The organism is Stenotrophomonas sp. YJH_SMC_82, from assembly GCF_059368875.1.
In genome coordinates, this window is record NZ_JCAFSE010000001.1 from 785,961 (window position 1) to 810,260 (window position 24,300).

Below are 24,300 nucleotides of genomic sequence, written 5' to 3' on the forward strand. Positions count from 1 at the left end.
GGACCGTCCGGGACGCGAACCTTCTTTGTTTTCAACACGTTGGAGTCAGGTCAATGCGATTGGTTCTGTTGGGACCGCCCGGTTCGGGCAAGGGGACACAGGCGACGCGCCTGAAGGAAAAGCTGGGCATCGCCCACATTTCGACCGGTGACATGCTGCGCGCGGAAATCGCCGCCGGCACCGAGCTGGGCAAGCAGGCCAAGACGGTGATGGATGCCGGCAACCTGGTGTCGGACGACATCCTGCTGGGCATGCTGGAGTCGCGCCTGACCCAGGCTGATGTCGCCAAGGGCTTCATCCTCGATGGCTACCCGCGCAACGTGGCCCAGGCCAATGCGATGGACGGCCTGCTGGCCAAGATCGGCCAGCCGCTGGACGCCGTGGTGCAGCTGGACGTGGCCACCGAGCTGCTGGTGGATCGCATCGCCGGTCGTGCCAAGGAGCAGGGCCGCGCCGATGACAATCCGGAAGCGGTGCGCCAGCGCCTGCAGGTCTACAACGAGCAGACCGCCCCGGTGGTCGATTTCTACGCCGGCCGTGGCACCCTGGCCCGCGTCGATGGCGTCGGTGAGCTGGACGAGATCGAAGCCCGCATCCTGGCGGCGATCAAGGCCTGATCCGGCCGGGCCGGCGCGAATTGCCGGCTCCCCGGGCGCAAAAAAACACAGGCCTGGTCCGCGAGGATCAGGCCTGTGTCGTTTGACAGGCGCCAGCGAAGGGCTTGCTCAGGGCCCCGCAGCATGAGCTCCCTTGGGGATGGCCTCTTGGGGAGTAGGACCGGTTCGGGTACTGCGGCTGGCAGTTCGAATTGTGTCCGGGTTCACAGAACATCGCTATCGGGAATTCCCTGACAGCTGATTGGAGTTTTCTCACATCCCGTGTAGGGGTTGTCTTACCCGATAGCGGACATTGGCCCTATACAGCCGTCATCGGTCACAATCCTCGGTCATGAGCAGCGTACATATCCTTGCAATTGCCGGCACCTTCATGGGCGGCGTGGCCGCCCTGGCGCGGGAACTCGGGCATTCCGTCAGCGGCAGCGACCAGGCCATCTACCCGCCGATGTCGACCCAGCTCGAACAGCTGGGCATCACCCTGGACCAGGGCTACCGTGCCGACAGCGTGCCGGCCGGCACCGACGAGGTGGTGATCGGCAACGCGCTGTCGCGCGGCAATGCCGCCGTGGAAGCCGTGCTCGATGCCGGCCAGCGCTATATATCCGGCGCGCAGTGGCTGTCCGAGCAGGTGCTGCCGGGCCGCGACACGCTGGCCGTGGCCGGTACCCATGGCAAGACCACCACCACCACCATCCTCACCTGGCTGCTGGAAAGTGCAGGGCGCTCGCCCGGCTTCCTGATCGGCGGCGTCGCCGAGGATTTCGGAGTCTCCGCGCGCCTGGGCCAGGGCCGCGAGTTCGTGGTCGAAGCCGATGAGTACGACACGGCCTTCTTCGACAAGCGCAGCAAGTTCGTGCACTACCGGCCGCTGGTGGCCATCCTCAACAATCTTGAATACGACCACGCCGACATCTTCCCGGACGTGGCGGCGATCCAGCGCCAGTTCCACCACCTGGTGCGTACCGTGCCCGCACGTGGGCGGCTGATCGTCAACGGCGAGGATCAGCACCTGGCCGAAGTGCTGGCGATGGGCTGCTGGACCCCGGTCGAGCGGTTTGGTTTCGATCCGTCGCTGGAGTGGCATGCCGAGCTGCTGGCCGCCGATGGCAGCGCGTTCCGCGTGCACCATCGTGGGCAGGCGCTGGGCGACGTGCAGTGGTCGCTGCTGGGCCGCCACAACGTGCTCAACGGGCTGGCCGCGCTGGCCGCTGCGCATGCAGTGGGCGTGGCGCCGGCCACGGTGATCCCGGCGCTGGCGCGCTTCCGCAGCGTCAAGCGCCGCATGGAAGTGATCGGCAGCCATGGCGGCATCACCGTCTACGACGATTTCGCCCATCACCCCACCGCGATCGCCACCACGCTGGAGGGCCTGCGTGCCAGGGTCGGCGATGCGCGCATCGTGGTTGCGATGGAACCGCGCAGCAACTCGATGCGGTTGGGCGCACATGCGCAGGCACTGGCACCGTCGCTGGCGCTGGCTGATGAAGTGGTGTTCCTGCATCGCCCGGAACTGGCCTGGGATGCCGCTGCGGTGATCGCTGCGGTACGTGGTGACGCCCACGCGGTGCCGGATACCGACGCATTGCTGGCGCAGCTGCAGTCCAGCGTGCGCAGTGGCGACCACGTGGTGTTCATGTCCAACGGTGGCTTCGACGGCGCCCCGCGCCGCTTCCTCGCCGCGTTGCAGGCCCGATGAGCGTCGACAGCCCGCTGCCGCTGTTTCCGCTGCACACCACGCTGGTGCCGGGTGCGGCGGTGGGCCTGCGTGTTTTCGAGCGCCGCTATCTGGACCTGGTCCGCGACAGCGGCCGCAGTGGTGAGGGGTTCGGTGTCTGCCTGATCCTCGATGGCGAGGAAGTCGGCGCACCGGCGACGCCAGCGGCCTACGGCGTGCAGGTGCGCATCGAAGACTTCGATGTCGGCGCCGATGGCGTGCTGCAGCTGCGCCTGCGCGGCACCCGCCGTTTCCATGTGGAGCGTACCCGCGTGCGCGACAACGGCCTGGTGGTGGCCGACGTGCGCTGGTGCGAGGAAGACCCGGACGACGAACTGCGACCACAGCACGCGCTGCTGGCCACGGTGCTGGGGCACATCATCGAACAGGCCGGCGAGGCCTATGCGCCGTCCAACCCGGCGTTGCTGGACCAGGCCAGCTGGGTCGGCTGGCGGCTGGCCGAGCTGTTGCCGCTGAGCGAGCAGCAGCGCCTGCAGCTGCTGCAGATGGACGACCCGCACCAGCGATTGCAGCAGTTGCTGGGCTGGATGCCGTAGCAGCCTGCCTTGGGTGGGTGTGCACCTTGGTGCACACGCTGGGGCATGCGTGGAATGCCATCCACGCACGGCGTGGATCTACTGATCTACTGTAGAGCCGAGCCTATGCTCGGCTTGATGGTTCCCGCGAAGAGCGGCCGAGCATGGGCTCGGCTCTTCAGTGGGTGATCGCGCACCGGTGCCGGTCAGGGCGCCGTGGTCTTCAACCGCAGCACCGGCAACCCGGTTTCGCTGTGCACATCCTCGCGCTGCGGCAGGTCCTGCACGGCGTCCTTCACTGCGTTGAGCGCCGGGTCGACGCCACGCAGCGGGTGCCACATGCCGATCCACTCGAAATGACGCTCGTAGCGCAGGGTCTGCGCACTGCCCAGCCATAGCGGCGTATTGCCCGGTTGCAACTGCGCAGGGGCTGGCCACAGGCGCAGTACATAGCGCTCATCGCGGTGTGTACCCGGGCGCACCATCAACAGCGCTTCCACGCGCGTGTCCAGCGTGGCTGGCAGCACCGGCAGTTCGTCGGCACCCGTGTTCTTGTCCAGCATCAGCAGCGCCTCCTGCCAGCCGGCCTGTTCCTGCCGCTTCCAGCCGCGTGCTTCCAGCTGCGCCTGCAGCGGGGCCAGCGGGCCCGCCACCTGCACGTCCAGCGGCCAGCGCTGGTCGTCGTCGAACTCGTTGCGGCGCGCCGGCAGTGTCGCCCAGTCGTGCTGCCACCAGGCCTGCATGTCCATCGCCTGCGCCGCCGGCAGGGTCGGCTCGAAGCGTTCCAGCTTCACCGGAATGTGGCGCGGCGCGTACCACATCGCCGCCACGGCGAAGACACCGTAGAACAGCCACGCCACCGGCTTCACCCAGAACGAGCGGTTGAAGCGGCGGCGGTAGGCGATGCCCAGCACCAGCAGCCAGAACGTACCGAACAGCATGCCGCCGATCACATCGCTCAGCCAGTGCGCGCCCAGGTACAGGCGCGAGAAGCCGATCAGGCTGACCACGATGCCCGACACCAGGTACGGCCAGACACGGGTGCGGCCAGGCATCTCGCGGGCGATCAGCACCGCGAAGAAGCCGAAGGTGATGGTGGCCATGGTCACCGACACCGACGGGAAGCCAAAGCCACTGCTGGCATCGACCGGTCGCACCACATCCACCGTTGCGCCGAGCAGCATGGTCAACGCCAGGCCGAAGGCAAGCGCGGCCAGCCAGTGCGCGGCTGCCATCCAGCGGCGGCGCCAGATCAGGTAGCCCATCGCTGCAGCGGTGGCCGGCAACAACACCTGCCAGGCGCCCAGCGATGCCAGCGCGGCCATCGGGTAATCGGCCAGCGGATTGCGCAGCGCCAGCATGGCCTGGTGCACCAGCAGGTCGATCGCCAGCGGCTCGCCATGGGCGACCACCACGGTCAGCAGCGCGAACCAGCCCCAGCCCAGCACCAGCAGCATCAGCGCCAGCATCGCCAGCGGCACCGACTCGCGGCGCTTCGGGTCCAGCACACCGACGGTGTAGCGGCCCAGCGTCGGGTGTCGGTTGGACCAGTCCAGCAGCCGCGCCAGCCAGTTGTCCATGCGCGCGGCCGACCAGCGGTAGCCGTACAGCACGATGGCCCAGACCAGGCCGAGGATCACTGCCAGCAGGCCGACCACCACCACCAGGCGCCCTGCGACGGCGGCCACCGCGTCGTAGGCCTCGCCGAGCACCCAGCCCGGTGCCAGGAACAGCACCGCCCACGAAATGCTGGCGATGCCACTGGCCTGCATGTAGCGGCTGGCCGGCATTTTCATCATGCCGGCGATGGCCGGCACGAACGGCCGGATCGCGCCCACGTAGCGTGCTACCAGGATGCTCTTGAAGGCATTGCGGCGGAACAGGTTTTCGCCGCGGTCGAGCAGCTGCGGGTAACGGCTGAAGGGCCACACGCCACGCAGGCGGTCACCCCAGCGGCGCCCGATCCAGTAACTGATGCCATCACCGGCGAATGCGCCCAGTGCGGCTGCCGCCACCGCATACGGCCCGGAGATCTGGCCCAGCCCGATGAACACGCCCACCGCGAACAGCAGCGGCAGGGCCGGCACGATGGCGCCGAGAATGATCACCGCATCGCAGAAGGCGATGAGGAAGATAACGGCACCCGCCAGCACGGGGTGAGCGGCAATCCACGCGAGGGTGGCGTCGATCCATGAAGAGTCCATTGCCCGATTATAGGGGCGTGAAGGTGACTGGTTCCCGGCCGCTTGGTGACCGTTTGCAACGGGCGCCATCGCCTAGAATGGGCACATGCCGCATTCGTCAGACACGCCCTCGCACGCCCTGAAGGCCGACAGCTTCGGTCGCATCCTCCTTGTGGAAGGGCCGGCCGGCTCCTTTGTACGCCGTGATCTGGGCGCCACACCACTGTGGTTGCGGCTGCCGGCCTGGTGGCTGGCCCGCCGTGAAGCACGCGCACTGCGCCACATCCACGGCATGGCCGATGTGCCGCAGCTGCTGGCGTGGGATGGACGTCATCTCGACCGCAGCTTCATGGCCGGCGACGCCATGTACCAGCGTCCGCCTCGCGGTGACCTGGCCTGGTTCCGCGCCGCGCGTCGCCTGCTGCAGCAGCTGCATCGCAATGGCGTGGCCCACAACGATCTGGCCAAGGAAGCCAACTGGCTGGTCACCGACGATGGCCGCCCGGCGCTGATCGACTTCCAGCTGGCGGTGATCGGCAACCCGCGCTCGCGCTGGATGCGCCTGCTGGCCCGTGAGGACCTGCGCCACCTGCTCAAGCACAAGCGCATGTACTGCCGCGAGTCGCTCACCCCGGTGGAAAAGCGGGTGCTCAAGCGCACCTCCTGGGTGCGCGAGCTGTGGTTCGCCACCGGCAAGCCGGTCTACCGCTTCGTCACCCGCCGCATCCTGCATTGGGAAGACAACGAGGGGCAGGGGCCGAAGCCGTGAGCCGTACGCAGGTGGTGACCGGCCCGCCGAGTGCAGGCAGCATCCTGCGCCCACAGCTGGCTGGCGCCGACTTCGTGCACGCCTGCCAGGCGACGACCCGTCGTGATGGGCGCTCGGCCTTGCAGGCCTATCGCGACATGGCGGCGACCATTCCCGGCTGGTTCGATGGGCTGATGGCACTGCGCAATCGCGGCATGCGCCTGCTCGGCATGAAGCACCTGGGCTCGTTGCGTGCGGTACAGGACATCGCGCAGCCGCGTCCGGGGCAACGGCTGGGCATCTTCACCCTGCAGTCGCTGGATGACGATGCCATCGTGCTGGAAGACGACGACCGCCACCTGCGTGTGCAGCTGGCCCTGCAGTGGCAGGGCGATGTGCTGGAAGTGGCGACGGTGGTCCATACGCACAACGCGTTCGGGCGCGTGTACATGCTGCCGGTTGCACCCGTGCATCGGCTGATCGTGCCGCATCTGCTGAGGAAGCAGGTGCAGGCGTACCGGTAGATCCACGCCATGCGTGGGTGCATTAAGCAATTCAATGGTCGCGTGCAAGTGCCAGATGATTGCCGTTGACGACCCCTTCCATCTGTTCGCAGCGCTCGCCTAGAATCAGGAACGAGAGAGTCGCATGGAAGCAACGTCGCGCCGTCCTGGCGCGGCTACGCATGCGGACGCGAGGGGGAAATTGTGAAGCGAGTTGCTGCTTGGCAGTGCCGTGTTGCTACGGCACTGACGCTGTGCGTGGTCGCAGGTTCGGTCTCGGCAGTCGAGCCCTACCAAGAATACCGCAAGCTCATTGAGTCCGCCCAGAACCTGACGGCGCTGAAGGATGATCTTTTCGGCGAGAGCGTCAGCCTCTACAACGGCAAGACTGAGTTTGCCGTCACCGACGTCAGCCTGCCAGGCAACAACGCCCTGCCGGTGCAGATGCGGCGCCGGTTCAGTGTCGAGATGGACCTGGTCGGGAGTGGCAGCTTCAACGCCAGTCTCGATGGTGTGGGCGGCTGGGAGGTCGACACGCCGTACATCACCGGCATGTTCCCCGGCGCGAGCGCCTGGCTGAACAATCGTTGCAGTGGCGACATGGTGCCTCAGTGGCCCATTTCCTTCCGGCTCAACGAAGTCTGGCAGGGCAACATGATCCATGTCCCGGGTGGTGGTGATCGCACCATGTTGGGGGCCTGGAACAACACGCCGATGCCGACAGACGGCGTTGCACGCAAGTGGAGCACCTCGCATCGCGATGCCATCGACTGTATTCCAATGAAGTCGGGTCTGGCTGGCGAGGGCTATCGGGTCAGGACCACCTCGGGCGAGTCGTACTTCTTCGATACCGCGTTCACGCGCTTTGGCGGCACGCTGGAGCGCTCGGGCGGCGAAGGAGACAGGACCAAGATCGCTCGCACGCGCATCTACCTCATGGCCAGCCGTGTAGAGGACCGGTCGGGCAACTGGGTACAGTACGAGTACAACGGCAACGGTCACCCGACCCGGATCTGGTCCAGCGATGGCCGCGAGATCACGCTGGCCTACAGCGGCACGCTTCTGGTATCGGTGACTGCCGCGGGCCGTACCTGGAACTATGGCTACGGTCAGGTCGAAGGCCAGAACCGCCTCACCGCAGTTACCCAGCCCGATGGAAGCACTTGGTCCTACGCCTACTCCAGCGCGCTGCGCGCCTGGGAGAAGGTGAACTGGGACGGCAACAGCAACGAGACCTGTCAGGAGCAGCCGCCGGAGCGTGACGGTACGCTGGTCATGACCATCAAGCATCCGTCCGGTGCGATGGGTGAGTTCCAGTTTTCGAATGGTCGCCAGTACCGCAGTGGCGTCCATGCCAGCGAGTGCATCCGCCGGATCGCACAGTCGGCGTACTACTACGAAATCGTCACCCCGTTTTTCTACGACGTAGTCTCGCTGAGAGCCAAGAAGATCTGGGGACCGGGCCTGCCGAAGGTGCTGCAGTGGAGCTATGACTATGGCAGCGGCTACGAGCCGCTCTGGGGCGGCGTGGGCGGTGCAGCCATCTACCCCTGCACGACCTGCAAGAAGGAAAAGCAGGTCACGATCTCAAATCCCGACGGAACCCGCACGGCCTACCGCTATGGCTCGCAGTACGCGCTGAATGAAGGGCGGCTGCTGGGTAGCAGCGTCATTGACGCGGCCGGGAATGTGGTCAAGAGCAGCACCTCGGTCTACATGACCGAAGACGAAGTGAAATCACAGCCATTCGCCCCGCTTCACGGGATGATCTACAGTGGCGACGAGCCGAGCACAGCTCAGGTGCGGCCGGTCGTGGCCGAGGCCATCCAGCAGGATGGCGTGACCTACCAGACCAGCATATTGTTGTTCGATGATCTGGCTCGCCCGTTGCGTGTCAATAGCGCCAGTCCTTTGGGCAGCCGCACCGATGCCACTCAGTATGCGGACGACCGAAGCAGATGGATTCTGGGCGCGATCGCGAAGGTCACCAACGAGAATACCGGCGTGGTGGTCGAGCAGACGACGTTCGATGGCCTGATGCGGCCCACGGAAGTGCGTTCGTATGGGTTGTTGAAGCAGGTACTGGGCTACAACCCTGACGGAACCGTGGCCATGGTGGATGACGGTCGTGGCAATCGCACTACGCTTTCCGGCTGGAAGCGCGGCACGCCACAGCAGATCCAGTTTGCCGACGGCGCTGTGCAGTCGGCGGTGGTGGACGACAATGGCTGGGTCAGCAGCGTTACCGATGAGAACGGTGCAACCACCCAGTACGGCTATGACGCAATGGGACGCATGGCCACCATCGACTGGCCGGCGGGCGACAGTGTGGCTTGGGCACGTACGACACAGAGTTTCACCGCCATCAACGGCGACGAGTACGGTATCGGAGCGGGTCATTGGCGGCAGACCGTCGCAACCGGAAACGCGCGGCGCAACGTCTATTTCGATGCCTTCTGGCGTCCGCTGCTGACTGAGGAATATGACGAGTCCTCGCGTGGCGTGACCCAGCGCTACCAGAGGTTTGCCTACGACGAAGCGGGTCGGCAGGTGTTCGCCTCGCACCCTGGCGAGTCTGCTGTGCTGAGTACAGGTACATGGACCGGCTACGACGCGCTGGGGCGACAGACCTCGGTGTCCGTCGACAGCGAGGCCGGTCTGCTGACATCGCTGACCAGTTATCTGGCGGGTGGCGGCTTGAAAGTGGTCGACCCCAAGGGCAATACGACGCTGACCACTTTCCAGGCGTTCGGTGCGCCGTCGACGGAATCCCCGGTGTCGATCATTCACCCGGCGGGCGCGTTCACCGATATCGATCGCGACATCTTCGGCAAGCCGCGCTCGATCGTGCGCCGCAACCAGGACGGCAGCGCCCGGATTGCCCGCAATTATGTGTATGACGGTCATCAGCAGCTCTGCAAGAGTGTGGAGCCGGAGACCGGCGCAACGCTGATGGGTTACGACGCAGCGGGCAATCTTGCCTGGAGCGCAGCTGGCCTGGACCTTTCCAGCACCACGGCATGCGACGCTGATGCTGGACCGGTTGCGGCCCGCAGGATCGTTCGTGGCTACGATGCGCGCAATCGGCTGTCGACACTTGCGTTCCCGGATGGGAATGGCAACCAGGGCTGGACGTATACAAGGGACGGCAAGCCGGCCACGGTGACCACGGCAAACGATGCGGGGACGACGCAGGCGATCAACACCTATACCTACAACAAGCGTGGGTTGTTGACGGCCGAAACCTCCAGTGACAGTACCCTCGGCATCCAGTCGCTGGGATATGCCTACAACGCCAATGGCGCACTTTCAGGCCTGACCTATCCGAGTGGGCGCTTCGTTGACTATGCGCCCAACGCGCTGGGCCAGCCGACCAAGGCGGGAGGCTACGCCTCAGGGGTGACTTACTACGCCAATGGGGGCATGAAGCAATTCACCTATGGCAATGGCATCGTGCACACGATGGCGCAGAACCAGCGCCAGTTGCCTACCCGGGTGGTCGACAGTGCCGGAGCGCTGGACACGACCTACGAGTACGACGCCAATGGCAACGTCGCGCGTATCGTCGACAATCTGGACGGGCAGCGCACGCGCACCATGGCCTACGACGGACTGGATCGTCTGATTCAGGCCACCTCGCCTTCGTTTGGCGGAGATGGCGTGTACCGCTACACCTACGATGCTGTGGACAACCTGCGTTCGGCCGCGCTGACCGGTGTCAAGGATCACGTCTATTGGTACGACACCCATAACCGGCTTACCAACGTACAGAACAGTGGAGGCGCCACCACTCTGGGCTTGAGCTACGACGCACAGGGCAACCTCTCCAGCCGCAACGGCGTCGGCTACAGCTTCGACTTCGGCAATCGCCTGCGCAGTGTGGCCAGCGCGGAGCGATACCGATACGACGCACATGGCCGGCGCATCCTGTCGGCGGGCGCCAATGACGGTGCCACCATTCGATCGCTGTACGGCAACGACGGTGTGCTGCGCCGGCAGGAAAATGCCCGGGAGGGCCGCAATACCGAGTACATCCACCTCAATGGCAGCCTGGTGGCGCAGGCCATCCAGGTCGTCGCGCCGGTTACGCCGGTCCTGACCGCGCCCGCGTTCAGCAACAACGGTGCCTATGCACTGCAGTGGACGGCGGTGTCTTACGCCAGCCGTTATGAACTGCGAGAGCAGGCAGCTGGCGGAGCTTGGGCCACGATCTACAACGGCGCCGAACGTAGCTGGAACACGTCCGCGAAGGCGGAAGGAACGTTTGGCTATGCTGTCCGCGCTTGCCAACAGGACAGCTGCAGTGGCTGGTCGGCGACGGCCAGTGTCGTGGTGCAGCGTCCTCCTGCGGCAAAGGCTGCTGTAAGCGCGCCCGCAACGGCATTCAATGGCAGCTACAGCATTACTTGGACGGAAGCGGCGGGCGCGGCAACCTATCGCCTGCAGGAGCAGGTGGGAGCGGGCGCCTGGCAGACGGTGCAGGAGAGCGCGGCGCGCAGTCTCGCGGTCTCCGGCAAGCCGGCCGGGACGTATGGGTACCGGGTCTTTGGCTGTAACCCAGCGGGCTGTGGTCCTGAATCAGATGTTGCCCGGACCCAGGTGATCTATCCGCCTGCAGCGGCACCTTCGATCAACGTGCCGGGGCAGAGTCTCGATGGCAACTATACGATTGCGTGGAGCAGCGTCGACGGCGCATTGCGCTATGCACTGGAGGAGAGCTTCAACAATGGTGCATGGGCACAGGTTGCCTCACTGGCCAGCACCAGTCAGGCATTCGGTGGCAAGGGGACCGGCAACTATGCCTACCGCGTCCGGGCCGGCAACGATGCGGGGTGGGGCGGGTACTCGGCGACGAGTGTTGTTTCAGTGATCCGGCCACCGGCACCGCCCAGCCTGAGTGCGCCCGCAGGAACCTCGTCGGGCAGTGTCACGTTGAATTGGACGGGCGTTGCCATGGCGGCCAGCTACCTGCTGGATGAGAGTGTCAATGGCGGAACCTGGACGGCGGTCCAGAACGATGGTTCGACCCAGTCGCAGCGCAATGGTCTGGTGTTCGGCAACTACGCCTATCGCGTAAGGGCATGCAACATCTCTGGCTGCAGTGACTTCTCCAACACGGTGGTCGTCGCTTCCAATCCGCCCCCGGGTACGCCGCAGTTCATTCATTCCATCAAGTCGCAATGGAAGGAGGGGCGCGCCACCAAGATCTCCTGCGAGGTGAAGTGGACCAGCATGCCGGGTGCAACCAACTACGAGATGATGGCCTACGGCGGAAGGCTCGAGTATTCCGGTCCGGAGAGCTCAATCGAAGCCCAGGGCGCGGTCTACTGCGCGGAAGTACAGATTGTGCGCGCCTGCAATGCCAGCGGTTGTTCAGCCTGGTCCAACCCGTATCCGCAGAGCGTCGTGGATTACGGCGACCTGACCAACCCTTGGTGACCTGAAAATGAAGATCAAGAAGATTCTGGTTGGTGTCGCTGTCCTGTCGGGAATGTTGCTGGGGACGGTGAGTGCCTCGGCGCAGGAGATCGTCCAGTATGTGCATACCGACGCACTGGGGTCCCCGGTCGCCGTCTCTGATGCCAACGGCGCGATCATCGAGCGCACGGTGTATGAGCCCTATGGTGCGGTTGTAGGTGGCGCGAAGGGCGATCGGCCTGGGTTCACCGGGCATGTGTCGGACTCGGCGACGGGTCTGACGTACATGCAGCAGCGGTACTATGATCCTGAGATGGGTCGATTCCAGTCTGTAGATCCGATAACTGCATATGGCAGCCCGCTTTCGGCATTCAATCGATACTGGTATGCCAGTAGTGGCCCGTATAAATTCATTGATCCCGACGGACGTCGCGCGTGCGGAAAGGACACAACGTGTGCTCTGGAGCAGGGAGCCAGTGGTGGAGCGGTAATGGTCAATGGGGAGCGGAGTGAGCGATCAGAACAGCAAGCTCAGGTTGTGGGAAAAGCAGCGACCGCGGCTGCCAATAGCGCAATAGGCTCAATACGGGGGAAGGAGTTCAAGACGGCTGGGGCTGACGGGAGAGCGTGGCACGAGCGCGTTCGTAGAATCGCAGATAGATTCGACGCCGAAATAGCGTCCAGAATGTTCTATGGCAAGGATGGCATTGTTATCGGTAGCGCTACCAGTGACGGCCTGCGGAACTCGGTTGATCCTGATTTTTCGTCTGGGCCAAGTCCCTATTCAATAACTGCTGGGTATGTTCACTCGCATCCGGGTACGAATCTGTTCAGTAGAAATGACCTGAACTATGTCATTGGTCAGTATAGGAAGGCTAATGGATGGGTCCATAATGGAAAGTTCGATCAAAGCGTCATTGTTTCATTGTCAAATGGTAGGGTGGTGGAGTGGAAGGCAAGTAGCTATCTGGAGTCCGGTGGAAAATCGTACCTGAATGAGGCCTATTACAGTGATCATTGAACGGGGGGTCGCCTTCCTTCTCTTGCTTGTTTCATGTGGTGCTATGGCTGAGGTGCGTGAGAACCATGCCAAATGCTACGCGGTTTCAGAAGTTGACGGCGATGGCAAGCCTATTCGTGTCTGCACGCTGCTATTTCAGGACCTTCGGAATCGTCGCGATTCCGTGTACGTCGAAGTTTCGGGGTACGTTGCTTACATAGGTGGATTGCCCTATTTGTTCCCCTCCAGGGATGCGTACATTTATACCGGTGGGAAGGGGGGGGTGGCTCTTGCAATTCCTTTGCCGGAGAAGAAGCGTTTCAAGCGGCTGGTGCGCGCTGATTCTACGGTGACAGTTGCGGGATTGTATTCCCCGGGGGCAGGGTCCGGAAATGGAGGGCTGGGGCAGCTTGAAGTGATTGGTCGACACTACTGGCTGCAGGAACTGCCCGGGGATAAGCCTCAGTTGCCGATTGACTGATCAGTAGATTTGTATGTCTCGTTCTTTAATAAAAGGCATTGGAGTGATGGAGGGATGCTATGAACAGCTGCGTCGGAATTGCCAGTCGTTGGTCTGCAACCTGAGAGAAACTCGAAGCACAGGTTGATAAGCTATCCACGTCGCAGACATTTGGTGATGCTAGGGCCGGGGTAGACGCGAGCGAACCCGGCTCAAGGTATCCTTGTCCAACTCGAGCAGGTACTTCAGTGGAAGGTGCTGCTGGCTGAGATTTAGTCGTGCTACATGCCCTACCACCGGCCCTGGCGGGTGGGTGGCCGCCGCACTCAGTGGAAACGACGCCGTACATCCACTTGCTGCATCAGTGCTACACCTTCAAAGGTCCGGGCATGGAGCAAGCCCTGTACGAGATCGCTTCGGCGCGACTGATTACAGGGCTCAGCGAGCTTGATGTCTGTAGACAAGTATGGCTCAGCCATATTTTTCTCCAAGGTTGCGGGCCAGCGGGAGCCGTAGATTGAAGAGTGGCATTATCGTATCTAGGCCACATTTGAGCGCTCACAGCAGATCATTGTGGGTGATGGTGTCGTACCCGCACAGGTGCTGGGTGGACGATTTGCGGAGTTCAAGACGGAGCGATTGCGGACGCTCACAGACATGCGCGGTTTTTGCGCAGAGTACGACGACTGCATCATCGTCTACTCCGGTGGAATCTTGCCGACTGCCCAAGTCGGCCAGGTTTGCGATCCCCCGGCAGATCGCGAATAGTGTCCGTACGGCCGGGCATAGCCCGGCTCGACCGGGCCATCACTCCGGCCGGATCTCATGGCAGGCCCATTCCGCCAAGCCGCGGCAGGCCAGGAACATGCCTTCAACAACGCCCTCGTCGAGGTGTTGCTCCGGCTGCGCCGCCACGCGGCAGCGCTCGGCGGCGTGCAGCATTTCCAACACGGTCTGCAGCCCAACCAGCGCGCGCTCGGTGCGCGCCAGACTGATGCCACGGCCAGGAGAGAGGTCGTGCTCCGACCATGGATGGCCGTCGGCGGCCTCGCCAGCGCGGAGGTATTTGAGGATACCGAAGAAGGTACTGAGGTCTGGACGTTGAGTGCCGTCATTGGTGGCGGTGGCAACGTACGAGGAGAACGCGTCGGATTCATTCATGGCGATGGCTTCCGTGGCAATGCTGGGCAGCGCCACCGCGCAGAGCGAGGTGGCGGACGGTGCGGGTTCCAAACCGGGATGAAGTAGCGCCATTGACCGGCGGGCCCGAAAGCCCCCACGCACCGCCCGCCATAGAGGCCAACGGATTGCCCGCCGGCACCACGTATTGGTGATACCGGCGGGCAAGCGTAAACAACTAGCGCGAACTTCATCTCGGGTTTGGACGCCCGGCCACCCGTTATCGGTGGCGCGCCATGGTGGTTACGTCTTCGCCTCGAATTCCAATTGAACATTGCAAAGAGAACGCGTGATTCGAGAGCGTGGCGCTATTGTTGCATGCGACCCCCAGGCCTCACGCGACGCGGGAAGACGCACTTGCGCAAAAGTACTGACGACGGCGCATCAAAATGTCGCAATTGGCGGTGGCACACGCGAATAGCGCTACTGGCCACTCTGCAGTGATCTTTGCAGCGTAATGTAAGGCACAGCGTTTTCGGCGATCGCTCGGCCGTGTAGTCGGGCCAATGCCGACATGCGTGTTCCGCAGTCGGCCTCGTCGGGCATGGCCTAGCTAGGCCGCTGTTGTCGTATTCTGTTGATGCCTTGAGGGGTAGATGGCGTCGCTGAGTTTGGAAGCTGGCAACAGAACGAAATGAGCAACCCAATGCGTACCGTTTCCAGCGTTGAAAGAGCGCTGATTGAAGCTGTGGCAGTCTGTCTGCCTGCGGCCTCTGCTTCGCAGCTTCAAGCCGACCTGGCTTCCGCAAGCGCTGTGGAAACCAGTCTGGGTGGAGCTCGGGTGGGATTCGTCATTTCTGGATATGAGCGTCCGCCGTATCAAGGGCAGCACGCATATCCCGTCGAGCTGCAGATGCAGGACGCAGATGGTGCTGAACTCACGCCGATTCTTCATGCGGACGCAAGTGGCCGTCTGCTGGAGCTGGAGATCATCCGCTGGGACGGTGCCGAGCTGATATCTCCGCAGATCGAGAGCTTGGTCTGCTATGCATGAGGTGGCGAAGAAGGATTCTGGTGACGACAAGGGCAATGTGCGGAATGCCAGCCTCGAAGAGCCAGTGGATGTCGCGGAAGCGCTTGCGATGTATCAGCGCTTGATGCTTGAACGAAGCGATGCGGCGTTCGTCGCCGACTTCATGGTGTTCTGTTGGCAGGCCGTTGATCCCGGGCGCGTCGCCGCATTGGACTTGCCTGGGGACGTTGTGGACGCGTGCGCTGATCAGCTATCCCTGCTGATGCGGATGGAGGATCAGCAGGATCAGCAGCGCGCGGCGCCAGCGTTCTGGAAGCGCTACATCGAGTGGGCGGACTACGCCATCGATTTCCCGCTTGATGAACGCAAGCGGTTCATCTGTGAGGCAGCTGGCTACCTGGAGCCAGCATTTTCTGTGTTCGTGGCCACTGGCGGCGCTGAGATGAGGTCTGAGGCGATGGAGCTCCTGGCTGAGTACTCCGGGTCTGGCACAGCGAGGGCTGCCTATGTCAGATCGGTGATCGAGAGTCGGCTCAGCTCTGAAGGGTCATATGGTCATCAATCCGTCGGTGGCTGATGGCTGTCAAAGGGGTCTGCCCATCACAACGGAAAGTGGTCGACGTGCAACGGTTTGAATAGAGCACTTGGTATATCCCTGCTGCTGGCAGCGGGTGGGACGGGTCTGGTTCCCGCCTTTGCCAGAGACAAGCATCCAGGCATCTGCCAAGGAATGAGTGGGTCGCCCAATGATGTGCAGTCCTGCCGGACACCGCTGCAGGCGCTTCTTGCGAACTCGGGCGGCTATGATGGCGGGCACGTTGCTGCGTTCGGCTACCTGCTCCATGAGGGTGGGAGCAGTGATGCCCTCGGCCCCTCCGCCGATACGCTACGCAGAATCGACTTCATAGGGGATGTACCGCGGTCGATCTGAGTGGCGCGGAGTACGAGGACTCCGTGCGTGGCATCGAGCCAGGCCTGTACTTTGTCATGGTCCAGGGGATGTATTGCGCGGGGGGGCAGTGAACGGTGCCTGCGTGGGCGAACTGAGGGCGCCTTTCATATCGCGCATATCAAAGGTCGATGAGGTTGATTGACCAGAGTGCTGTTGAGGTAATGCATGTGGGACTGCACACACGCCATCCTCTATTACGAGAGCCAAGGGCAGGACTCGTTCCTGGTGCATGAGAACGTGTACCTGATCAGTGCCGATAACGGCGAGCGCGCTCTTGAGAATGCAAACGCGCTTGCTCGCGGGTATGAGGATCCGAGCGGCCGCCTGATGGGTGAAGACGGTAGACCGTCCCTCTATCGATGCGCCGGAATCCGCAAGCTGATATCAGTAGAGACTGATGAGGACACTGCCGAAGGACGCCTGCACTCCGGTGTGGAGGTCACGTACTCCGTCATGGCGGTGGATACGTTGGATCAGGTGAGACGTCTTGCCCGTGGTGATGGCGTGGAAGTGCTGTACCAGGAATGGAAATGTAGAGCCGAGCATGGCTCGGCTCTACAGAGGCGGGTGACCTTACGGCGTCGCCGGCACCACCTGCTGGCCAATGAAGTTGCGCTTGGCATCGAAGTCGTAGGCGATCTGCAGCTGGCCCACATCCGGGCAGGCGTGGCAGTCGCGCAGCGGCGTGCGGTACAGCAGGCGGACGCCGCCGTTCTCCAGCGGCGTGGCCCCGGCCGACTGCGCCGGTGCGAACGGCGTGGCCTGCGGGTGGTCCTTCAGCAGGGCCTGCACGGCGGGGTCGGCACGCAGGGTGTCGTCCAGCTGCACGGCATCCACATCGATGCGCTTGCCGGTGGCGTCGACCAGGCGGGTGCCCTCGTTGGTGTTGGCGCGGAACGGATACTCGACCGTCGCAATGCCCAGGCCTTCGTTCTCGTGCCAGGCCGTCACGTAGGCCAGCTCGCCCCCGGTGGACAGCTGTTCGGCGGCGGTGATCGCATCGGCGCTGGCGCCGCCGGCGCGCATCGCATCGCGCAGGCAATCACGCGTGGCGGCGTTCTCGCCCTGGCGGCAGGCGTTGAGGTCGCCATCCCACACCACGGCCTCGCTCCAGCGCAGCTTGCCGTCGGCGGCGGCCTTCTCCGCGCTGGGCGTGTCACCGGCAGGTGGCTCCTTGCCCGGTTCCGGCGAACGGCCCTGGCAGGCGGTCAGCAGGGCAAGCCCCAGGGCAGGCAGCAACAGGCGGGAACGGCGCATGGCGTGGACCTCGTGCGTTGTCTGGAGGCCCAAGTATCGTCAAGGCCGGGTGAACTCCACGTCGGCGCGGCATACTAGCGGCTCATTGCATACGCTGGAGTGTGGGACGTGGGCAGTCTGCAGGGCAAAACGCTTTTCATCACCGGTGCCTCGCGTGGCATCGGCCTGGCCATCGCACTGCGCGCTGCGCGCGACGGCGCCAACGTGGCCATTGCGGCCAAGTCGTCGGTGCCGAATCCGAAGCTGCCGGGCACCATCCATACCGCGGCCGAAGCGGTGACGGCGGCAGGCGGGCAGGGCCTGGCCCTGAAGTGCGACATCCGCGAGGAAGAGCAGGTGCATGCGGCGGTTGCGGCCACGGTCGACACCTTCGGTGGCATCGACATCCTGGTCAACAATGCCAGCGCGATCTGGCTGCGTGGCACGCTGGATACGCCGATGAAGCGCTTCGACCTGATGCAGCAGGTCAATTCGCGCGGCAGCTTCCTGTGCGCGCAGGCCTGCCTGCCGTACCTGCTGCAGGCGCCGAACCCGCACATCCTCACTCTCGCGCCGCCGCCGAGCCTGGAACCGAAGTGGTGGGGCGCGCATACCGGCTACACGCTGGCGAAGATGGGCATGAGCTTCGTCACGCTCGGCCTGGCCGCGGAATTCGGCCCGCAGGGTGTGGCGGTGAACGCGCTGTGGCCGCGCACGGTGATCGCCACCGATGCGATCAACATGATTCCGGGCGTCGATGCGGCCGGCTGCCGCACGCCGCAGATCATGGCCGATGCTGCGCACGCGGTGCTGGTGCGCGAGGCGGCGGGTTTCCACGGCCAGTTCCTGATCGACGATGACGTGCTGGCACAGGCGGGTATCACCGATCTGTCCGGCTATGCGGTGGATCCATCGCGTCCGTTGTTGCCGGATCTGTTCCTGGAGTGATCGCGCGTCGCCGGCAGAGGCCGAGGGCTGCGACCTTCGGCCTGCTGCGCTAGAATGCGCGGCTGTAATCGTTTTCAACAAGGACGTGAACCCATGTCACGCACTCTTTCCGTCGCGGCGCTGGCCGCTTCGCTGTCGATTGTCCTGGCTGCCTGCGGCGGCAAGGCACCCGCAACCACTGGCGACGCCGGCCCTTCCAGCACGCCCGACGCCAGCGCGGCGCCGTCCGACGCACAGCAGCAGTTGACCGCCAAGCTCAACGCCTACATCGGCTGCTTCAACACGCTTGATTCGAAGACCCACGGCAGCATCGAGTCCTATACGCGCTGGATCAAGGACGTCGAGGCCGGCCCGAGCGGGCGCGAGACCCAGGTGTACGGTCCGTTCGAGATCAGCGATTACGACATGAAGCAGTGCGATGGCCCCGTGACCGAGGCGATGGCTGCCAAGCCGGCGCTGGCTGAGCTCGATGCCGCTGCTGGCCATTACCAGCAGGCGCTGAAGGCACTGGTGCCGCTCAGCAAGGACGCGCACGACTATTACGATCGCCAGGACTACGAAGACGACCAGTTCGCCAAGGGAAAGCAGCTGCACGCGCCCTTGATGGCCGCCTTCAAGGAGTTCGTGACTGCCAGCGAAACGTTCAACGCCGAGCTGGAGCGCCAGAACGACGCCGCCCAGCGCGAGCAGCTCAAGGTATTGGAACAGGCCGAGGGACGCACGCGCGAGTACTACCGTCTGGCAATGATGCTGGAAGCCAAGGCCATCATGGATCTGATGAGTGAGGATGACTTCGATCAGGCCAAGGCGCGCGAGCGCCTGGATGCGTTCAACCGCATTTCCGACGAAGCGCATGCGAAGGTGGCTGATCAGGAGCCGGGCAAGCTGGACTGGAACAGCTTCGAGCGTGAAGCCGAGAACTTCCGTCGCGAAGGCAAGGAGCGGCTGCAGCGCGTCAGCGAGAAAAAGCCTTACAGCGATTTCGAACGACGCATGCTGGATTCGCCCTCGATGGCGCCGCGTGGCTCCGCCAACAAGCTGATGCAGGAATACAACGCGCTGGTTTTCCAGAGCAACCGCCAGTAGCGAAGCTCAACGTTATTTTTGTCGCGATCGAGCAGGATGATTGCGACATGACGCGCCCCGCAGCCCCGAATGCCAGCACCTTCCCGAGGTGCTGGAGCGCGCGCCCGCGCCATGCATGAAGATGCCTGCAGTTTTCACTGGTGCAAGGAACTGATTTGAACGCATCCACACGCCTGATTCCCGTTCTCCTGCTTGGCGCGCTGGCCGGCTGCAACAACCCGGCGGGGCTGGCGGTCGCCGACCCCGGGCTGGGGAAGGTGAACGCCTACATCGAGTGTTACAACGGCGTCGAACAGCCCATCCGCGAGGGTTTCCAGACCTATACGGGCTGGATGAAGGATCCCGAGGCCGGCCCGACCGGCAAGGAAGCGCAGCCGCGTTCACCCGGCAAGCTGTTGTCGCACCGGGTCGACCATTGCGGCCAGCCGCTGACCGATGCGCTGGCAAAGACCCCTGCCACGCCGCTGGATGCACCAGCGCGACAGTACCAGCGGGCATTCCAGGCACTGAACACCCTGATCGAGCGTGCCGATGGGTACTTCACCCGCGAGGACTATCGTCGCGATGGTGGCGAAGGGATGCGCAGCCAGCATACCCCGCTGATGCAGGCCTATGCTGATTTCTTCAAGGCCAGCGAAGCGATGGATGCTGCGCTGGAAAAGAACGAGAACGATCGCCGCGCCGCCCAGCTGAAGCAGATCGAGGAAAGCGAAGGCCGCTCGCTGGCCTATTACCACCTGCGCCTTGTCGGCGATGGCAAGCAGCTGGCGATGGCGTTCCAGAGCGACGCACCGGACGTTGCGGCGTTGCGCGGCCAGCTGGCCGACTATCAGGCGCTGGTGACGGAAATCCAGAACAGTGGTGTCGGCAAGGACGACCCGATGTGGGGTCATGTGCAGCGTTCGGCCGACAAGCTGGTGCGTACCGCCGGTCGCGGTGTCGAGCGTCTGGAGCAGGGCAAGCCGATCACCGCCGATGCGTTGGCCGCCGAGCGCAAGGCGTCGGGCAGCTGGCTCACCACCGATCCTGAGGGCGCGCAGTCGACGATCCTGGATGCCTACAACGACCTGGTGACCACCAGCAACCGCATGCGTTGAGGAGGATCCACGCATGGCGTGGAGCTACCGAGGGTAGTGCCGGGTCACGCCCGGCACGCACCCTGCGGGTTTGGTAGTGCCGGCCGCTGGCCGGCATGTGCCTCAATGGCTGAATGCATCCGGTAGTTCACCCCCGCACTTGCGGCAATGCCGTGCATCCGGCTCGTGGCCTTCCAGCCCGCAGTGCGGGCAGCCACGCGCATCGCGGCGCGCGGCCAGCTCGGCTTCACGCATGGTGCTGGCCAGCTCCGCGGTGTAGATGCCGGTGGGCACGGCGATGATGCTGTAGCCGATCAGGATCAGCACCGACGTGACGAAGCGGCCAAGCACGGTTTGCGGCACGATGTCGCCGAAGCCGACCGTGGCCATGGTCACCACCGCCCAGTACATGCTGGCCGGGATGTTGGTGAAGCCGTGTTCGGGGCCCTCGATCACGTACATCAGCGCGCCGGCGATGATGGTGATGGTGATCACCGTGAACAGGAACACCAGCACCTTGCGCCTGCTGCGCCACAGCGACGTCATCAGCACGCCGCTTTCCTCGATGTAGCGGGTCAGCTTGAGGATGCGGAACACGCGCAGGATGCGCAGCGCGCGTACCACCAGCAGGCTCTGCGCGCCAGGAATGAACATCGACAGGTAGGCGGGCAGGATCGACAGCAGGTCGATGATGCCCCAGATGCTCACCGCGTAACGCAGCGGGCGCTTGACCACGGCCAGCCGCAGCAGGTACTCGGCGGTGAAGATGATCGTGAAGGCCCATTCCAGGATGTACAGGCCGGTGGACCATTCGGCATGCAGGTGCTGCACGCTGTCGATCATCACCACCAGGATGCTGGCGACGATCGCCACCACCAGGATCAGGTCGAAATTGCGCGAGGGCCGCGAGTCGTGGCGGTAGATGATGTCGAACCACCGGCGGCGCCAGCCGGTCTCGGTGGCGGGGTTCAGCTGGGGGGCAGAAAACGGTCGCATGGGCGCATTGTGCCGCAGGGGTTCCGGCGCGAGAATGGGGATTCCTGAACCCTGCCGACTGCCATGACCGCCGCTACCGATCCGCTGATCTCCCTTTCGCACTATTACCTGCCGGTCTACAAGCCCCGCCAGGTGGTACTGGAGCGAGGCCAGGGCGCCCGCGTGTGGGACAGCCAGGGCCGTGAGTTCATCGACCTGGCTGCCGGCATCGCCGTGTGCGGGCTGGGCCACAACGATCCGGACCTGGTGGCCGCACTGGTCGAGCAGGCCGGCAAGCTCTGGCACACCAGCAACGTGTTCTACAGTGCGCCGCCGCTGCACCTGGCCGAGGAGCTGGTGAAGGCCAGCCGCTTCGCCGAGCGCGTGTTCCTGTGCAACTCCGGCGCCGAAGCCAACGAAGTGGCGATCAAGATGGTCCGCAAGTGGGCCTCCAGCCAGGGCCGCCCGGCCGACAAGCGGGTGATCATCACCTTCCGTGGCAGTTTCCACGGCCGCACCCTGGGCGCGGTGACCGCCACTGCCCAGCCGAAGTACCAGGAAGGCTACGAGCCGCTGCCCGGCGGCTTCCGCTACATCGATTTCAACGATGAAGTACAGCTGGAAACCGCGATGGCCGCCGGCGACGTGGCGGCGGTGATGCTGGAGCCGATCCAGGGCGAGGGCGGCGTGATGCCGGCCAAGTCCGGTTTCCTCAAGCGCGTGCGCGAACTGTGCGACCAGCACAACGCACTGCTGGTGCTGGACGAGATCCAGGCCGGCATGGGCCGCACCGGCACGCTGTTCGCGCACTGGCAGGACGACGTGGTGCCGGACATGGTTACCCTGGCCAAGGCACTCGGTGGCGGCTTCCCGATCGGCGCGATGCTGGCCGGCCCGAAGGTGGCCGAGACCATGCAGTTCGGCGCGCACGGCACCACCTTTGGTGGCAACCCGCTGGCTGCTGCGGTGGCCCGCGTGGCGCTGCGCAAGCTGGCCTCGGCGGAGATCGCCGCCAACGTCAGTCGCCAGTCCAAGGCGCTGCGCGATGGCTTCGCCCGCATCAACGACGAGTTCGGTGTGTTCAGCGACGTGCGTGGTCGTGGCCTGATGCTGGGCGCGGTGCTGAGCAAGGACTTCGCCGGCCAGGCCGGTGCGATCCTCGACCACGCCGCCGAGCAGGGCCTGCTGACCCTGCAGGCCGGCCCGGACGTGCTGCGCTTCGTGCCGTCGCTGAACATCACCGACGAAGAAGTGGCCGAAGGCCTGAAGCGCCTGCGCGCGGCGATTGCCGCGTTCATCGCCGCGCGCTGAGGCCATCATGCCGGGGTCGGACCCCTCTCCTGCGGAGAGGGCTCTGACCCCGTTGCTGAGGAATGCCCGTAGAGCCGAGCCCATGCTCGGTTCATCGCGATGCCAGGCCACAGCAGCCGAGCATGGGCTCGGCTCTACAGTGGTTCACGCAATCCGGTAGCGCTTCAACACCTTGCCCAATCCCCGGCCATCACGCACGGTTTCCGCGTGCAGGCCGGCAGCGCGCGCGCCACGCACATTGGCGAACAGGTCATCGACGAACAGCGTGCGCGAAGGTGCCACGCCCAGCGCTTCCAGCGTGCGCAGAAACACCGCCGGCGCAGGTTTGCGCAGGCCGAAATCCGCACTGCAGAACACGCGCGCCTGCAGGGCAGGAAACAGTTCCGGCAGCAGGGTGGGCAATGCCTGCTGCATCAGCGCGCCGTTGTTGGTCAGCACCGCGATTGGCAGTTGCAGGGCCTGCAATCGTTGCAACACGGCCGCCTGAGGATGGCTGGCGGCCCGTCGCGCCGCGGTCCATGCAGCCACATCGACAGTCGTGCCCAGAAGCTCTCCCAGCTGCGCCAGATAGGCCGGGCCATCCAGCGTGCCATTGTCATGCGCTGCTTCCAGCCCGCTGTCGTACAGCGCGGCCTGTACGGCGTGCGTCGGAACCTGCAGTGTCCGGGCCAGATGCAGCACGCGTTGCCCGCGCTGGTACTGCACCAGCACGCCATCCACATCCAGCAGCAACAGGTCGATCCGCATCGGCTGAGCATGCCATTGCGATGAGTGCGCGGGAAACCCTGGAGCTGGCATGCGACAGACGGTCGCAGACGGCGCCGCAGGGGGCTGCCTAGAATGGCGCTTGAATCCGCAGGAGATGCAATGATGAAGGCTTGGAGGGTGGCAGTGGGACTGGGTGCGCTGATGCTGGCGCCGTCGGCGATGGCGCGGGTGTGTGCGGTGAGCATCGACAGCACCGACCAGATGAGCTTCAGCAGCCGCGAGATCAAGGTTGCCGCTGATTGCACCGCCGTGGACCTGACCCTGCGCCATACCGGCAAGCTGGCGGTCACCGCGATGGGCCACAACTGGGTGCTGACCCGCAGCGCTGATTACCAGCCGGTGGCGATGGCGGGCATGCGCATGACCCTGGCTGACAGCTACCTGCCGAAGACCGACAAGCGCGTGCTGGCGCACACCAAGGTGATCGGCGGCGGCGAGACCACGCGCGTGCGTTTCTCTACCCAGGGCCTGCAGAAAGGTGGCGACTACACCTTCTTCTGTTCGTTCCCCGGCCACTTCGCGATGATGAAGGGCAAGTTCCTCTTCGGTTAGAAAAAAAGGGGACGGAGGGGATTAAGTCGTTTGTGCACAAACGACTTAATCCCCTCCGTCCCCTT

20 protein-coding genes are annotated in these 24,300 nt (G+C 64.1%); 15 read left to right on the forward strand and 5 right to left on the reverse strand.

The window, feature by feature from the left end; all coding sequences use genetic code 11:
• Window positions 1–53: 53 nt before the first annotated feature.
• The 3 genes from AC5P53_RS03540 to AC5P53_RS03550 all read left to right on the forward strand — a co-directional run bounded on the left by AC5P53_RS03540 (window position 54) and on the right by AC5P53_RS03550 (window position 2,888).
• The gene (locus AC5P53_RS03540; RefSeq protein WP_032956019.1) at window positions 54–617 is read left to right on the forward strand and encodes an adenylate kinase; all 564 of its coding nucleotides are present in this window, start codon (window positions 54–56) and stop codon (window positions 615–617) included.
• A gap of 331 nt (window positions 618–948) precedes the next feature.
• Complete coding sequence (gene mpl / locus AC5P53_RS03545; RefSeq protein WP_049440504.1) at window positions 949–2,313, forward strand: UDP-N-acetylmuramate:L-alanyl-gamma-D-glutamyl-meso-diaminopimelate ligase; 1,365 nt, start codon at window positions 949–951, stop codon at window positions 2,311–2,313.
• Window positions 2,310–2,888 (forward strand): LON peptidase substrate-binding domain-containing protein, encoded by a 579-nt coding sequence (locus AC5P53_RS03550; RefSeq protein ID WP_032956024.1) that lies wholly within the window; start codon window positions 2,310–2,312, stop codon window positions 2,886–2,888. The genes mpl and AC5P53_RS03550 overlap by 4 nt, the downstream gene beginning before the upstream one ends.
• A 185-nt stretch (window positions 2,889–3,073) precedes the next feature.
• Here the strand turns inward: AC5P53_RS03550 and AC5P53_RS03555 are convergent, their stop codons facing one another.
• Window positions 3,074–5,071 (reverse strand): bifunctional DedA family/phosphatase PAP2 family protein, encoded by a 1,998-nt coding sequence (locus tag AC5P53_RS03555; RefSeq protein WP_046432354.1) that lies wholly within the window; start codon window positions 5,069–5,071, stop codon window positions 3,074–3,076.
• 85 nt (window positions 5,072–5,156) lie between these two features.
• On the opposite strand from AC5P53_RS03555, the gene AC5P53_RS03560 reads away from it, so the two are divergent.
• The 5 genes from AC5P53_RS03560 to AC5P53_RS03580 all read left to right on the forward strand — a co-directional run bounded on the left by AC5P53_RS03560 (window position 5,157) and on the right by AC5P53_RS03580 (window position 13,200).
• Window positions 5,157–5,819 carry a serine/threonine-protein kinase gene (locus tag AC5P53_RS03560; protein WP_014648307.1) on the forward strand — a complete coding sequence of 221 codons (663 nt, stop codon included), beginning with the start codon at window positions 5,157–5,159 and terminating at the stop codon, window positions 5,817–5,819.
• On the forward strand, window positions 5,816–6,322 hold the full coding sequence (locus tag AC5P53_RS03565) for a DUF2867 domain-containing protein (protein ID WP_041863783.1): 507 nt from the start codon (window positions 5,816–5,818) through the stop codon (window positions 6,320–6,322). The genes AC5P53_RS03560 and AC5P53_RS03565 overlap by 4 nt, the downstream gene beginning before the upstream one ends.
• A 183-nt stretch (window positions 6,323–6,505) precedes the next feature.
• On the forward strand, window positions 6,506–11,740 hold the full coding sequence (locus AC5P53_RS03570) for an RHS repeat domain-containing protein (protein WP_241887089.1): 5,235 nt from the start codon (window positions 6,506–6,508) through the stop codon (window positions 11,738–11,740).
• Between the two features lie 7 nt (window positions 11,741–11,747).
• On the forward strand, window positions 11,748–12,740 hold the full coding sequence (locus tag AC5P53_RS03575) for an RHS repeat-associated core domain-containing protein (RefSeq protein ID WP_495227118.1): 993 nt from the start codon (window positions 11,748–11,750) through the stop codon (window positions 12,738–12,740).
• A 43-nt stretch (window positions 12,741–12,783) separates the two neighbouring features.
• Complete coding sequence (locus AC5P53_RS03580) at window positions 12,784–13,200, forward strand: hypothetical protein (RefSeq protein ID WP_241887087.1); 417 nt, start codon at window positions 12,784–12,786, stop codon at window positions 13,198–13,200.
• Between the two features lie 786 nt (window positions 13,201–13,986).
• On the opposite strand, the gene AC5P53_RS03585 is transcribed toward AC5P53_RS03580, so the two are convergent.
• Window positions 13,987–14,340 carry a hypothetical protein gene (locus AC5P53_RS03585; protein ID WP_241887086.1) on the reverse strand — a complete coding sequence of 118 codons (354 nt, stop codon included), beginning with the start codon at window positions 14,338–14,340 and terminating at the stop codon, window positions 13,987–13,989.
• A gap of 664 nt (window positions 14,341–15,004) precedes the next feature.
• Here AC5P53_RS03585 and AC5P53_RS03590 point away from each other — a divergent pair.
• Both AC5P53_RS03590 and AC5P53_RS03595 read left to right on the forward strand, forming a co-directional pair.
• The gene (locus tag AC5P53_RS03590; protein ID WP_241887085.1) at window positions 15,005–15,352 is read left to right on the forward strand and encodes a DUF6984 family protein; all 348 of its coding nucleotides are present in this window, start codon (window positions 15,005–15,007) and stop codon (window positions 15,350–15,352) included.
• 1 nt (window position 15,353) lies between these two features.
• Window positions 15,354–15,908 (forward strand): hypothetical protein, encoded by a 555-nt coding sequence (locus AC5P53_RS03595; protein WP_288496533.1) that lies wholly within the window; start codon window positions 15,354–15,356, stop codon window positions 15,906–15,908.
• 948 nt (window positions 15,909–16,856) lie between these two features.
• Here AC5P53_RS03595 and AC5P53_RS03600 read toward each other — a convergent pair.
• Complete coding sequence (locus AC5P53_RS03600) at window positions 16,857–17,540, reverse strand: hypothetical protein (protein WP_032956036.1); 684 nt, start codon at window positions 17,538–17,540, stop codon at window positions 16,857–16,859.
• A 108-nt stretch (window positions 17,541–17,648) separates the two neighbouring features.
• On the opposite strand from AC5P53_RS03600, the gene AC5P53_RS03605 reads away from it, so the two are divergent.
• The 3 genes from AC5P53_RS03605 (at window position 17,649) to AC5P53_RS03615 (ending at window position 20,650) form a co-directional block, all read left to right on the forward strand.
• A complete protein-coding gene (locus AC5P53_RS03605) occupies window positions 17,649–18,467 on the forward strand; it encodes an SDR family oxidoreductase (RefSeq protein WP_014648303.1) in 819 nt (272 codons plus the stop codon).
• 93 nt (window positions 18,468–18,560) lie between these two features.
• The gene (locus tag AC5P53_RS03610; protein ID WP_241887083.1) at window positions 18,561–19,553 is read left to right on the forward strand and encodes a YiiG family protein; all 993 of its coding nucleotides are present in this window, start codon (window positions 18,561–18,563) and stop codon (window positions 19,551–19,553) included.
• A 155-nt stretch (window positions 19,554–19,708) separates the two neighbouring features.
• Window positions 19,709–20,650: a YiiG family protein gene (locus AC5P53_RS03615; protein WP_046432346.1), complete on the forward strand. Its 942-nt coding sequence runs from the start codon at window positions 19,709–19,711 to the stop codon at window positions 20,648–20,650.
• A gap of 102 nt (window positions 20,651–20,752) precedes the next feature.
• Here the strand turns inward: AC5P53_RS03615 and AC5P53_RS03620 are convergent, their stop codons facing one another.
• Window positions 20,753–21,625: an ion transporter gene (locus AC5P53_RS03620; protein ID WP_014648300.1), complete on the reverse strand. Its 873-nt coding sequence runs from the start codon at window positions 21,623–21,625 to the stop codon at window positions 20,753–20,755.
• Window positions 21,626–21,688: 63 nt separating this feature from the next.
• On the opposite strand from AC5P53_RS03620, the gene AC5P53_RS03625 reads away from it, so the two are divergent.
• Complete coding sequence (locus AC5P53_RS03625) at window positions 21,689–22,915, forward strand: acetylornithine transaminase (protein WP_049440495.1); 1,227 nt, start codon at window positions 21,689–21,691, stop codon at window positions 22,913–22,915.
• 144 nt (window positions 22,916–23,059) lie between these two features.
• Here AC5P53_RS03625 and AC5P53_RS03630 read toward each other — a convergent pair whose 3' ends face one another.
• On the reverse strand, window positions 23,060–23,662 hold the full coding sequence (locus AC5P53_RS03630; protein WP_014648298.1) for an HAD-IA family hydrolase: 603 nt from the start codon (window positions 23,660–23,662) through the stop codon (window positions 23,060–23,062).
• Window positions 23,663–23,785: 123 nt separating this feature from the next.
• Between AC5P53_RS03630 and azu the strand changes: the two genes are divergently transcribed.
• Window positions 23,786–24,235 carry an azurin gene (gene azu, locus AC5P53_RS03635; RefSeq protein ID WP_049440596.1) on the forward strand — a complete coding sequence of 150 codons (450 nt, stop codon included), beginning with the start codon at window positions 23,786–23,788 and terminating at the stop codon, window positions 24,233–24,235.
• Window positions 24,236–24,300 lie beyond the last annotated feature (65 nt).